Source organism: Pseudomonas sp. AC169, from assembly GCF_979258515.1.
Map to the genome: position 1 here is coordinate 1,910,146 of NZ_OZ409866.1, position 13,204 is coordinate 1,923,349.

General features: G+C 60.5%; 11 protein-coding genes. 1 reads left to right on the plus strand and 10 read right to left on the minus strand.

Features of this window, described 5'->3' with window-relative positions; translation table 11 throughout:
* Window positions 1-92: 92 nt before the first annotated feature.
* The 7 genes from ACZZ0G_RS08755 to ACZZ0G_RS08785 all read right to left on the minus strand — a co-directional run bounded on the left by ACZZ0G_RS08755 (window position 93) and on the right by ACZZ0G_RS08785 (window position 9,490).
* Window positions 93-1,241, minus strand: a complete 1,149-nt coding sequence (locus ACZZ0G_RS08755; protein WP_463555894.1) for an iron-containing alcohol dehydrogenase — start codon at window positions 1,239-1,241, stop codon at window positions 93-95.
* Window positions 1,242-1,529: 288 nt separating this feature from the next.
* Complete coding sequence (locus ACZZ0G_RS08760; protein ID WP_008084123.1) at window positions 1,530-2,354, minus strand: ABC transporter permease; 825 nt, start codon at window positions 2,352-2,354, stop codon at window positions 1,530-1,532.
* Between the two features lie 12 nt (window positions 2,355-2,366).
* Complete coding sequence (locus ACZZ0G_RS08765; RefSeq protein ID WP_159814843.1) at window positions 2,367-3,614, minus strand: ABC transporter permease; 1,248 nt, start codon at window positions 3,612-3,614, stop codon at window positions 2,367-2,369.
* A gap of 198 nt (window positions 3,615-3,812) precedes the next feature.
* Window positions 3,813-4,856 carry an ABC transporter substrate-binding protein gene (locus tag ACZZ0G_RS08770; protein ID WP_463555895.1) on the minus strand — a complete coding sequence of 348 codons (1,044 nt, stop codon included), beginning with the start codon at window positions 4,854-4,856 and terminating at the stop codon, window positions 3,813-3,815.
* 48 nt (window positions 4,857-4,904) lie between these two features.
* A complete protein-coding gene (locus ACZZ0G_RS08775) occupies window positions 4,905-6,029 on the minus strand; it encodes an ABC transporter ATP-binding protein (RefSeq protein ID WP_038363353.1) in 1,125 nt (374 codons plus the stop codon).
* A gap of 350 nt (window positions 6,030-6,379) precedes the next feature.
* Window positions 6,380-7,009: a response regulator gene (locus ACZZ0G_RS08780; RefSeq protein WP_093441901.1), complete on the minus strand. Its 630-nt coding sequence runs from the start codon at window positions 7,007-7,009 to the stop codon at window positions 6,380-6,382.
* A gap of 84 nt (window positions 7,010-7,093) precedes the next feature.
* The gene (locus ACZZ0G_RS08785; RefSeq protein ID WP_463555896.1) at window positions 7,094-9,490 is read right to left on the minus strand and encodes a PAS domain-containing sensor histidine kinase; all 2,397 of its coding nucleotides are present in this window, start codon (window positions 9,488-9,490) and stop codon (window positions 7,094-7,096) included.
* A gap of 73 nt (window positions 9,491-9,563) precedes the next feature.
* On the opposite strand from ACZZ0G_RS08785, the gene ACZZ0G_RS08790 reads away from it, so the two are divergent.
* Window positions 9,564-10,547 (plus strand): alpha/beta hydrolase family protein, encoded by a 984-nt coding sequence (locus ACZZ0G_RS08790; protein WP_463555897.1) that lies wholly within the window; start codon window positions 9,564-9,566, stop codon window positions 10,545-10,547.
* Window positions 10,548-10,685: 138 nt separating this feature from the next.
* Here ACZZ0G_RS08790 and ACZZ0G_RS08795 read toward each other — a convergent pair whose 3' ends face one another.
* Genes ACZZ0G_RS08795 through ACZZ0G_RS08805 form a run of 3 tightly spaced genes read right to left on the minus strand, consistent with a single transcriptional unit; the run spans window position 10,686 to window position 13,142 of the window.
* Window positions 10,686-11,453, minus strand: coding sequence for a TerB family tellurite resistance protein (locus tag ACZZ0G_RS08795; protein WP_463555898.1), 768 nt, complete (start codon window positions 11,451-11,453; stop codon window positions 10,686-10,688).
* 1 nt (window position 11,454) lies between these two features.
* Window positions 11,455-12,126 carry an N-acetylmuramate alpha-1-phosphate uridylyltransferase MurU gene (gene murU, locus ACZZ0G_RS08800; RefSeq protein WP_463555899.1) on the minus strand — a complete coding sequence of 224 codons (672 nt, stop codon included), beginning with the start codon at window positions 12,124-12,126 and terminating at the stop codon, window positions 11,455-11,457.
* Entirely contained in the window at window positions 12,123-13,142 is a 1,020-nt protein-coding gene (locus ACZZ0G_RS08805) for an aminoglycoside phosphotransferase family protein (protein WP_463555900.1), read from the minus strand. Before ACZZ0G_RS08805 ends, murU begins: the two co-directional genes overlap by 4 nt.
* Window positions 13,143-13,204 lie beyond the last annotated feature (62 nt).

Sequence of the window (13,204 nt, forward strand, 5' to 3'; positions counted from 1 at the left end):
TCACGATGGCGCGCATTGTATACCTCAAGTTTCCAAGCGCGCACCGTGACCGCGATGATTGGGTTGTGCCATGACCGATGACCGGCGCTGGCTCAGTACGCCGCGCGGTAGATCTTCTCGATATCGACGGCACTGAGTTTGCGCGGGTTATTACGCATCAGCCGCTCGATGCCCGCCGCTTCCACGGCCATCGCCGGGATTGCCTCTTCCGGCACACCGAAACTGCGCAGTCCGGCAGGAATTTCCACCGCTGCGCACAGATCGGTCATGGCCTGTACGGCTTTGTCCGCCGCTTCGGCGGCACTCAGATGAGCGGTCTGCACGCCCATGGCTTCGGCAATATCCTGCATGCGTTCGACGCAGGCCATCTTGTTCCAGGTCATGACATACGGCAGCAACAAGGCATTGCTGACGCCATGGGCAATGTTGAAGCGACCGCCCAGCGGATACGCCAGCGCATGCACCGCGCCGACCCCGGCATTACCGAACGCCATGCCGGCCATCAGGCTGGCGGTGGCCATGTCTTCGCGGGCTTGCAGGTTGGCGCCATTGGCGTAGGCCTTGGGCAGGGCTTTGGCGATCAGTTTGATCGCGCCGATGGCCAGCGAGTCGGTGATCGGCGAGGCGTTGACCGACAGATAGGATTCGATGGCGTGCACCAGCGCGTCGACGCCACTGGCGGCGGTGACGCTGCGTGGGCAGGTCAGGGTCATCTGTGGGCTGACCAGCGCGACGTCCGGTAATAGAAAGTCGCTGACGATGCCTTTCTTTAACTGCGCGACTTTGTCGGAGAGGATCGCCACATTAGTCACTTCGGAACCGGTGCCGGCGGTGGTCGGGATGGCGATCAGCGGCGGGCCTTTGCGTGGCACCTGATCGACGCCGAACAAGTCTTCCAGCGCACCGTGATAACCGGCATAGGCCGCAACACTTTTGGCGATGTCGATGGCACTGCCACCACCGAGGCCGATCAAGCCGTCATGCCCGCCATCGCGGTACACACGCATGCAGTCTTCGACGATGGCGATTTCCGGGTCGGGCAGTACACGGTCGAAAATCTCGTAGTCACGCCCGCCCAATTGGCACAGCGCCAGCTCGACAGTGCCGGACTTGACCAGCGCGGCGTCGGTGACGATCAGGGGGTTGTCGATGTCCAGGCGCGAGAGTTCGGCGGCCAGTTGCTCGATGGCGGCGGCGCCGGTGATCAGTTTGTGAGCGATTTTGAACTGGGACAGACTCATCGTGCGCAGCCTCTTATAGATGTGGGAGCTGGGCACAAGATTAGCTGGGGTTTTGGGGTTGTCTGCTATTCAGGTGGTGAATGGTTGATCGGTTAGAAAATCAAGAGCCCCTCACCCTAGCCCTCTCCCGGAGGGAGAGGGGACTGACCGAGTTGTTTGGGAGAAGTACACCGACTTGCGATACCGAGTCGAACTCAGGTTCTGAAAAGCGCAACGATCTGCTCCCTTCCCCCTCGCCCCCTTTGGGGGAGAGGGCTGGGGTGAGGGGGTAAGCTTTTGATCTGACCCTTAAACCTGAGCAGTCCGCAGTTTTTCGCTGCGTCCGCGCAACCATTCCAGGGTCAGCAGCAGGATGACCGAGAACGCAATCAGCAGCGTCGCAGCAGCGGCGATGGTCGGACTGAGGTTCTCACGAATCCCGCTAAACATCTGCCGAGGCAACGTCGCCTGCTCAGGCCCTGCCAGAAACAGCGTCACCACAACCTCATCAAACGAAGTCGCAAACGCAAACAGCGCCCCGGAAATCACCCCCGGCGCAATCAACGGCAAGGTCACCCGACGAAACGCCGTCAGCGGCGATGCACCGAGACTCGCCGCAGCGCGCACCAGATTGTGATTAAACCCCTGCAACGTCGCCGACACGGTGATGATCACAAACGGCACACCCAACACCGCGTGCACCACGATCAACGAGAAAAAACTGTTGCCCAGGCCCAACGGCGCGAAGAACAGGTAACTCGCCACACCGATGATCACCACCGGCACCACCATCGGCGAAATCACCAACGCCATCACCAGCGCCTTGCCGGGGAAGTCGCCACGGGTCAGGCCAATCGCCGCCAGCGTGCCGAAGATCATCGCCAGCACCGTCGCCGCCGGGGCGACGATGATGCTGTTCTTCAGCGCACGCATCCATTCCGCCGAGGCGAAGAAGTCGTGGTACCACTGCAGCGAGAAGCCTTGCAGCGGATAGACCAGAAAACTCCCCGAGTTGAACGACAGCGGGATGATCACCAGCACCGGCAGAATCAGGAACAACAGAATCAGGCCGCAGAGAATCCGCAGGCTGTAGAACCACACCCGTTCGATGGGCGACATATAAGGACTCAGCATCTCGAATTCCCCTTAGCTCAGGCGCAGGCGACTGGCGCCGACCAGCCAGCTGTAAATCAGATAAAGCACCACGGTCGCCAGCAGCAACAACCCGCCGAGCGCGGTGGCCATGCCCCAGTTGATGCTGGTGTTGGTGTAGAAGGCGACGAAGTAGCTGACCATTTGATCGTTCGGGCTGCCGAGCAGCGCCGGGGTGATGTAGTAGCCGATGGCGAGGATGAACACCAACAGGCAACCGGCACCGACGCCGGCATAGGTCTGCGGGAAGTACACCCGCCAGAAACTGGCGAACGGGTGGCAGCCGAGGGAAATTGCCGCACGCATGTAGGTTGGCGAGATGCCTTTCATCACGCTGTAGATCGGCAGGATCATGAACGGCAGCAGAATGTGCACCATCGAGATGTACACGCCGGTGCGGTTGAACACCAGTTCCAGCGGCTTATCGATAATGCCCATGGCCATCAGGCCACTGTTGATCAGACCGCCCGATTGCAACAGCACGATCCATGCGGCGACGCGCACCAGAATCGAGGTCCAGAACGGCAGCAGCACCAGAATCATCAGCAGGTTGCTTTGCCGCGATGGCAGGTTCGCCAGCAGATAAGCCAGTGGATAGGCCAGAAGCAGACAGATCACGGTGATGACCAGACCCATCCAGAAGGTGCGGGCAAAGATGTCGAGATAGATCGCCTGATCCGGGGTGGCCGGGGCGATTTCGCCGAGGTCGTCGATGCGGTGGTCGACGGATGCCAGCAAGTAATACGGCGTGATGCTGCTGGTGTTGCGTTTGACCGCTTGCCAGTAGGCCGGGTCGCCCCAACGTTCGTCGAGTGCTTCCAGCGCTTCTTTATAAGAGGCCGGTTCGCTGGCGAAGGGCAGCGCCCGGGCGGTTTTGGTCAGCAGGCTGCGATAGCCGGCCAACTCCATGTTCAAGCGCTTGGACAGATCGCCCAGCGTCTGGTTTTTGCGTGCTTCGGCGAGGTCTTCACTGGCGGCTTTATAGACCGGTTCAGCGGGCAGACCGCGGCCGTCCCAACTGGCGATGGCCGCCACGGTGCGCGGCATGCCGCCGACCACTTCGGGGTTGCCGACGCTCTTATAGAGCAGCGCCACGATCGGCACCAGAAACACCAGCAACAGAAACAGCACCAGCGGCGCGATCAGCGCTTGCGCCTTCCAGCGGTTGACCCGCTCGGCGCGCTTGAGCTTCTGCTTCAAGGTGGGGCTGTTGCCCTCGTTCAGGGGAACGGCGATGGCCATGACGTACTCCGCAAATCTTTGATCGTTACAGAGGTGGCGAACCACCTCGAACTTTAGCTACTGATCGTTCCCACGCTCTGCGTGGGCACGCATCCAGTGACGCTCTGCGTCACACGAGGACGCGGAGCGTCCCGGGCGGCATTCCCACGCAGAGCGTGGGAACGATCATCTGGTACACCGTCGGCCCGTGTGACGTGCTTACTTCGCCGCCCAGGAATTGAAGCGCTGCTCAAGTTGCTCGCCGTTGTCAGCCCAGAAGCTGACGTCGATCTGCACCTGGTTGGCGATGTTTTCCGGGGTGGTCGGCATGTCTTTCAGGACATCCTTGGCCAGCAGAGGAACAGCCTGGGTGTTGGCTGGGCCGTAGGCGATGTTTTCCGAGTAAATCTTCTGCTGTTGCGGCTGTACCGAGTAAGCGATGAATTTCTTCGCCGCTTCCGCACGCTTGGCGTCGAGACCTTTCGGGATAGCCCAGGCGTCGAAGTCGTAGATGCCGCCGTTCCACACCACCTTCAGGTTGGATTCTTTCTGCACCGCCGCGATGCGACCGTTGTAGGCCGAACTCATCACCACGTCACCGGAGGCGAGGTATTGCGGCGGTTGCGCGCCGGCTTCCCACCATTGGATGCTCGGCTTCAGCTCATCGAGTTTCTTGAACGCACGATCCTGGCCACCCTTGCTCGCCAGCTCTTTGTAGACGTCTTTCGGCGCCACACCATCGGCCATCAGAGCGAATTCGAGGGTGTACTTGGCACCCTTACGCAGACCACGCTTGCCCGGGAATTTCTTGGTGTCCCAGAAATCCGCCCAACTGGTCGGCGCGGTCTTCAGCTTGTCAGCGTTGTAAGCCAGTACGGTCGACCAAACGAAGAAGCCCACGCCGCAAGGCTGAATCGCGCCTTTGACGTAGTCTTCGGATTTGCCGAACAGCGCCGGATCGAGTTGTTCGAACATGTCTTCGTCGCAACCACGGGACAGCTCTGGCGATTCAACTTCGACCAGATCCCACGACACACTCTTGGTGTCGACCATGGCTTTGACCTTGGCCATTTCGCCGTTGTATTCGCCGGCGACGATCTTGCCGTTGCCCGCCGCTTCCCACGGTGCATAGAAGGCTTTGACTTGCGCCGCCTTGTTCGCCCCGCCAAACGACACCACGGTCAAATCCGGGCCAGCGGCCATTGCGCTGGCCGCACCCATCAGGCCCAGGGTCAGGGCGGTGAACTTCAGGGATCTCAACATTTATTGTTCTCTCCACGTGCAGGGTTGGTGTTGGTATTGCCGGGGCGATCAGTTCGCCTCTAAAAGCGGATCAAGCGCGCGAACGTGCTCGACCTGCCAGCCAAGCGGTACCACGTCGCCGACGGCGAGCGCGGGATCGAGCTCGGCAATCGGTTGTTTCACGAAGAAGTCGGTCTTGCCGCAGACTTCCAGGCGCACCCGGACGTGGTCGCCCAGATAGATGAATTCCGCCACCCTCCCTGAGAAGCGGTTGACGCATTGATCGCTCGAACCGTTGAGGCTGACGCGCTCCGGACGGATCGACAAAGTCACCGGTTCGCCGGTCTGGCCGACATTGACCGCCAGCGCCTCGACTTTTTCGCCACGGCCCAACTCGACCACGCAACGCTCGCCGCTCTGGCTGAGCAGACGGCCGTTGAGGCGGTTGTTCTCGCCGATGAAATTGGCGACGAAGGTATTTTTCGGTTCTTCGTAAAGGGTGCGCGGCGGGGCGATCTGCTGGATTTCACCCTGATGGAACACCGCGACGCGGTCGGACATGGTCAGCGCTTCACCCTGATCGTGAGTCACGTAGACCACGGTCACGCCGAGGCGCTGGTGCAGGTGTTTGATTTCCATCTGCATGTGTTCACGCAGTTGTTTGTCGAGGGCGCCGAGGGGTTCGTCCATCAGCACCAGTTGCGGTTCGAACACCAGCGCGCGGGCCAGCGCCACACGTTGTTGCTGACCACCGGACAACTGCGCCGGGTAGCGCGAAGCGAACGCATCGAGCTGAACCATGCTGAGGACTTTCTTCACGCGGTCGCTGACGTCGCTTTTGTTCAGTCCACGCACAGTCAGCGGGAACGCGAGGTTTTCCGCCACGGTCATGTGCGGGAACAGTGCGTAGTTCTGGAACACCATGCCGATGTCGCGCTTGTGCGGCGGCACGTTGTTGATCGAGCGCCCGGCCAGCAGAATCTCGCCAGCGGTCGGTGTTTCGAAACCGGCGAGCATCATCAGGCTGGTGGTCTTGCCGGAACCGGATGGCCCGAGCAGGGTGAGAAATTCGCCTTTGCGAATGTCGAGGTTGAGGTCTTTGACGATCAGGTTCTCGCCGTCGTAGCTCTTCTGCACTCCACGAAAGCTGACCAGCACATCGCTGGCCCCTGCGTTTGTATCGACCTGGCTCATACCCACACCTTTGTTGTTGATGACTGCTTGTGGATTAAGCCTAGTGGTTGCTGACAGGCGCGCAAATCGGGGCGCAGGAGAGAATCGCCTCAGCCGGATGGAAGGTTGGGGGTAGGGATTGCCCTACAAGGATGGCGCTATCGGATAAGGCAGTGACAAGCGACAAGCTGCGAGCCGCAAGCAATGGCAAAAACGCGTGTCGTTAATGGATATGCGCACATCGAGAGCTGAACAAAGAACCCTGTGGGAGCGAGCTTGCTCGCGAAAGCGGTGGGTCATTCAACTCATTCTGTGACTGATACACCGCATTCGCGAGCAAGCTCGCTCCCACAGGTTGATCGCGGTGATCTTTAGAGGAGTTTGTGTTCCATCGCGTATTTGACCAGTTCGGCCAGCGAGGTGATGTTGAGCTTTTGCATCAGCCGCGCCTTGTGGGTGCTGATGGTTTTACTGCTAAGGGCCAGTTGCTGGGCGATGTCGTTGACGTTGGCGCCTTGGGCGAGGCGTTCGAACACCGAGAACTCGCGTTCGGAAAGTAGAGAGTGCAAAGGCCGCGCATCGGTCAGGCCGACTTCGAAAACCATGCGATCGGCCAGATCCGGATCAATGTATCGACCACCCGCCGCGACTTTGCGAATGGCGGTGAGCAACAGCGCCGGATCGCTGTCCTTGGTCGCATACCCGGCGGCGCCGACCTTCAACGCGCGCGCAGCCATCTGCGCTTCATCGTGCATCGACAGCACCAGAATCGCTGGGGGATTGTTCAGCGCACGGATTCGCGGGATCGCCTCCAGGCCATTGACCCCGGGCATGGAGATGTCAAGCAGCACCACTTCGCATGGCACGTTGCGCAGGGTCTCGAGCAATTGCTCGCCATTGCTCGCCTCGCCCACCACTTGCAGGTCCTTGGCCAGGCCGATCAATTGCTTGATGCCTTCACGGACGATGGTGTGGTCTTCGGCTACCAGTACACGGATCACGGTTTTCTCCAGAATTCAGGCATACACAGATCCCTGTGGGAGCGAGTTTGCTCGCGAAGGCGTCAGTCCAGACACCACAACATGTCAAACCTCACTCACCGGCACCCAAACATTCAGACTGGTGCCCTCCCCCGGCTCACTCTCCAGCTCCAACCGCCCGCCCATGATCAGCACCCGCTCACGCATGCCCACCAGTCCAAACGAAGTCGGCCGACCGGCAGCGGCGACGAATCCTACGCCATCATCACTGACCGTCAGACACAATTCATCGCCTTCCAGCGCCAGCGTCAGTTCCACAGTATGCGCCTGAGCATGACGCATCACATTGGTCAGCGCCTCCTGCAGGATTCGAAACAGGCCGATCGCTTTGGCATCACTGAGCGCCGGTAGATTGTCCGGCACCTGCACCAGACACGGAATCTGCGTACGCGCTTCAAACCGCCGCGCCTGCCACTCGATCGCCGAGGCAATCCCGGCATCGAGAATCGGCGGACGCAGCGCGGTCGCCACATCGCGCACCAACTGGAACAACTGCGCGATCAGGCGTTTCATGCTGTTCAGCCGTTCGTTCAGCCCAGGATCGAGTTGTGCGTAGGCCAACTCGCACATCGATGTTTCCAGCTTCAGCACCGTCAACATCTGCCCCAGCTCATCGTGAACCTCACGGGCAATACGCGCCTTCTCTTCTTCACGCACGCTCTCAAGGTGCGCCGACAGTTCGCGCAATTGCTCGCGCGAGGCTGCCAGTTCCAGCTCGATACGCTTGCTCTCGGTGATGTCCCAAACGATGCCATCCCAGACGTAAGCACCATCCTCCAGTTGCCGGGTGATCGCCTTGATCTCTGCCCAGCGCTGCTCACCCTGCCGCGTGAGGATTCGCCCCTGCCACGTCCAGTCGCTGTCAGTGTCCAGCGCATGATCCTGGGTCTGGTGATAACCGGCCTTGTCGTCCGGGTGCACCAGACTGCGCAAGCCCATGTCGCGATGGGCGATGACGGCCGGCGCGTAGCCGACCAGACTTTCGCTGCCCTCACTGATGTAGGCAAAGTCGATCTGCCCGGTCACTGGCGCCCGTTCCAGACGAAACACCAGCCCCGGCACGTTGGCGGCGATGCCTTGCAGACGTGCCTCACTTTCCTGCAACGCCGCCAAGGCGCGACGGCGCTCGGTCACATCGGTGAGGTAAACCACCAGATATTCACTGTCGCGAAAACGCAGAAAACTCAGCGACACGTCCGCCGGCAAGACACTGCCATCGGCGCGCACGCAACTGGTTTCGAAACTCAGCGGTCCTTCTTCACTGGCCCGCGCGCGCTTCCACAGATTGAGCCAGCGATCCATGTGCAGCCCCGGCTCGAAATCGATCAACGGGCGCTCGATCAGCCCGCCTGAGGGATAACCGAGCATGTTTTCCGCCGCGCGATTGGCGTAGCGCACATGGCTGTCCCAGTTGACCCAAAGGATGCCGACAGTGCTTTGATCGATGGAGAACTGCGTCAACCGCAGCGCTTCTTCACTGGCTGCGCGCAAGGCGATGTCTTCCCGGGCCGCCAGTAGTCGCTGTTCAAGGCTGTGCTGTTGGCGGCGCTGCCAAAACACGATGGCGACACAACTGAGCAGCATCACTGCAAACAACAGGCTCAGGTTCTGCCAAAAGCCGGGCGACTCCGACAGTCGCGGGTATTTTGGTTGCAGCCATTGGTTGTGCAGTTGCTCCAGATCCTTGGCCGGGATCGCACGCAGGGCACTTTGGACGATGCCGGCCAGTTCTGGCCAATCGCGGCGCGAGCCGACTCGCAGCAGTTGCGGCAGGCCGATATCGCCGACCACCACCAGTTCCGAGAACTCAGGTTCTACCGATAAGCGTCCGAGCTGGGCCTCATCGACCACGGCGTAGGCGGCCTGCTGACTCAACAGCAACTGCAAGGCCTGGCGCTCAAGTGGCACGCCTTGCAGGTTCAGATGCGGATAGTTGCCGCGCAGGTAATCGGCGGTGCTGCTGGGCATGCGCACGGCGACGCGGACCTGGCTGTCGAGTCTCTCCAGATCGACCACACCACTGGCCTTCTGATCACTGACCACCAGTTGCGGCACGCGCATGTAGGGATCGGAAAACTGCCACAGACGCAACGCGCTCGGGGTTTGACTCAGGCCTGGAGCAATATCGATCTCGCCCTCGCGCACGGCGGTTTCCAGTTGTGCGAGGTCCTGAAAGTTACGCCAGCTCAGTTCGACATTGAGCGTCTTGGCCAATAATTTCATCAGCTCGACGTTGGCCCCGGACAACCGCTGCAGGCGCCGATCGTAGGTTGCATACGGCGCCTGCAACACCAGACCGACGCGCAATTCATTGTGCTGCGCCAGCCATTGCTGCTGGCTCGCCGATAACTGCGCCGCGTGTGCCGGGGGCGCAGGCGCCGCCCAGCCCATCAAGGGAAAGCACAAACAGCCGATAACCCACAGGCAGCAAAATCGCTTCATTGAAGTCTCATACACTGACAAATTCTGACCAACCCATTAGGCTGCCGGGATACTTTCTGGCCTGGAATAACCGATGCCCTCTGTTTACCGCCTGGCAATGCCAGCATTGTGCCTGTCGCTGATCCTGCCTTGTGCGTTTTCCGTCAACGCCGCCGATCCCGCTCCTGCAGCGGAAAAACCGGCAGAAGAAAAACCGGCCGAACGCCAGCCATTGCTTGAGCGTAGTCAGGAAGAGGCCGCCGCACTGGAACGTAAGGTCCCTGCGCAAGAACAGCAACAGTTGCAGGCCGGCAGCGACACCTTCCTCGCCCTGTGGAAACCGGCCAACACCGCCGAACCCAAGGGCGCGGTGATCATCATCCCCGGCGCCGGCGAAACCGCTGACTGGCCGCAGGCAATCGGCCCGCTGCGGCGTAAATTGCCTAACGCCGACTGGAGCAGCCTGAGCATCACGCTGCCTGATCTGCAAAGCGATGCCATCGCACCGCGAGTGATCGAGCCTGCCGCCGCGCCGAAAGCGCCGGAAACCGGGAGCAAGGATGCAACCACCGCGCAGCCGATCGAGCAAGCCGCTGGCGGTGAAGCCGAAGTGGCCGATCAAGTGGTCGCCGAAACCACTGAAGAGCAGTCCAAGGCTGACGCCGAGCGAATCTTCGCGCGCATCGACGCGGCGATTGCCTACGCCGAGCAACAGAGCGCGCGCAGCATTGTCGTGCTTGGACACGGCACCGGCGCCTATTGGGCCGCACGCTACCTGAGCGAAAAACAAACATCGCAGGTCGAAAAATTTGTCATGGTTGATGTGCAGACGCCGACCAAGGCCAAACCGGCACTGGTCGAACTGACGCCGACACTGAAGCTGCCGACTGCGGATATTTTCTACATGGACAAGCCGCTGGATCGCAACGCCGCGCTGGAGCGCATGCAGGCGAACAAGCGCTTGAAGACCTCGGCGTTCAGCCAGGTCGCGCTCAAGGCGCTGCCGGATAACAAGGCTGAACAGGAGCAGTTGTTCCGTCGTGTGCGGGGCTGGCTGAATCCGCAGAACACGGACTGACCGAATAAGACCGAGGCGCCCTCATTCGCTAGCAAGCTCGCTCCCACACTTGATCGCGTTCGCTGAGTTGGAATGCGTTCGAATGTGGGAGCGAGCTTGCTCGCGAAGGGGCCATCACCGCCAACACAGCTCTAACGACTAACGAAAATCCCGCCGCTCACGAATCAGCGTGTAGGCATTGTGCAGCTCTCGGGTTTTATCAGTCGCCTCACGCACCTGTGCAGGCGTCGCCCCCGTCCCGGCAATCTTGTCCGGATGATGACGACTGAGCAGGCGCCGATAAGCCCGTTTGATCTGCGCCGGCTCGCTGGACGCCGACACACCCAATAAACGCATCGCCTCTTGATAACTCACCGCGGCACTGACGATCGGTCGCTTGCCCGGCTCGTAATCACTGGCCAGCGCCTGCACCTGATGCGTCGTCCAGCCCAGCCATTTGCCCCACTGCGCCAACAATTCCCGCTCGCTGACGCCTGCGCGACCATCGGCCCAAACCATCCGCCAACACGCCCGCAACACACCCTCGGACGCATGGGGCTGCGCACTCAGGCGCCGCAGATAACCGCGCAGATTGTCATTACCTGACTTGCCACGATTGAACGCAGTGATAGCGCGACGTGTCGCCGGCTCACTCATCTCCAGCGCTCGCATTTCGTTCCGTGCCTGCTGAATATGCCCGTCGGTCACCCGACCGTCACTCTTGGCCAGACGTCCGAGCAACACAAACAACAGTTCGTCGTTGCGCAACATCGGCCGACCGCCGAGTTTTTCCCGCAAGTGTCCCCAGCTCTGCAGGTGCAGACGCCGATCCAGCGCCTGCCCCAACAATGCCCCAAGCATGGCCCCCGGAATGCTGGCGATCGCAAAACCCGCTCCGGCTCCAATCAGAGTCCCTGGCCACAACATGTCAGCGACTCGCTTCTATCAATGCTTCAGCTTCGGCCAGGCGCTCGTGCGTGCCGACATCCACCCAGTGACCTTTCAGACGCTCACCCGTGACTTCGCCGGCAGCCATGGCATTGCGCAGCAGCGGTGCCAGTTTGAAAGCACCGCCTGTGCAGCCGTCGAACAGCTGCGGATGCAACACGGCGATGCCGCTGTAGGTGAGGGTCGTGGCGTCTTTTTGGCCGTCGATCACCTGACCGTCGAGCAACGTGAAATCACCGCTCGGGTGATGCGCCGGATTGTCCGCCAGCACCAGATGCGCCAGCCCGGTAATCGGCTGGTGCAGGACGCTGAAGTCGTAATCGGTCCAGATATCACCGTTGACCACCAGGAACGCATCGTCGCCGAGCAACGGCAAGGCGCGGAAAATCCCACCGCCGGTTTCCAGAGGCTCGCCTTCCGGCGAGTACTGAATGCTCACGCCAAACTGCGAACCGTCGCCCAGATAGTCCTCGATCTGCTGACCGAGCCAAGCGTGGTTGATCACGATCTCGTTGAATCCTGCGGCCGCCAAAGCGCGCAGGTGATACTCGATCAATGGCACGCCACCGGCACGTACCAGCGGTTTCGGCGTGGTCAGGGTCAGCGGGCGCATGCGCTCGCCCTTGCCTGCCGCCAGAATCATTGCCTTCATGCTGTTGCTCCACCCCGCAGGCTGGTGAACAGCGCTTGCAGTTCCGCCAGTTCAGGACGACGCGCGATCACTGCTTCTATATAAGAGAAGAAACGCGGCACGTCGGCCAGGTAACGCGGCTTGCCGTCGCGGTGGCAGATCCGCGCGAAGATGCCGATGACTTTCAAATGACGCTGCACGCCCATCAGGTCACTGGCACGCAAAAAGTCTTCGAAGTCCGGCTGCACCGGAATGTTCAGCGCCGAGGCTTGCTGCCAGTAACTCTCCAGCCAACCACGCACGCGTTCTTCAGGCCAGCTGAGGAAGGCGTCCTTGAACAGGCAAGTCACGTCGTAGGTCACCGGGCCGTAAACCGCATCCTGGAAATCCAGCACGCCGGGATTCGGTTCGCTGAGCATCAGGTTGCGTGGCATATAGTCGCGGTGCACCAGCACTTTGGGTTGAGCGAGGGCGCTGTCGATCAACAGGTCGCTGACCTGCTGCCACTGTTGTTGCTGAGTCGAATCAAGTTCGACACCGAGTTCGCGCTTCACGTACCACTCGGGGAACAACTCCAGTTCGCGACGCAGCAGTGCAACGTCGTAACTCGGCAGTGGAGCGACCATCGGCAACTGCTGAAAAGCCAGCAGGGCTTGCAGGGCATCGCTGAACAATGCGTCGGCATTTTCGCCATCGATCACGTCGAGATAGGTCTTGTTGCCCAGGTCATTGAGCAAAAGAAATCCACGCTCGAGGTCCTCGGCATAAATTTTCGGCACATTTATTCCGGATTTCGCCAGCAAAAAAGCGATATCCACGAACGGTTTGCAGTTTTCCTGGGGTGGCGGAGCGTCCATCACGACGAAGCTTTTGCCCTCGCCTTCCCAGCGGAAGTAACGGCGGAAACTCGCGTCGCTGCTGGCCGCGGTCAACGTGGCCGGGGGCACGGTGCCCCAGCCCTGATCTGCAAACAGGTTTGCCAACTGCTCATCGAGCCAAACTTTCAGGTGTTGCAAGCGTACATCTTGGTCAGGCATTGCAAGGGTCTCCGACGGCGCTAGCCGTCAAGCGGGTCATGCTTTATTATCCAGCATCTTTT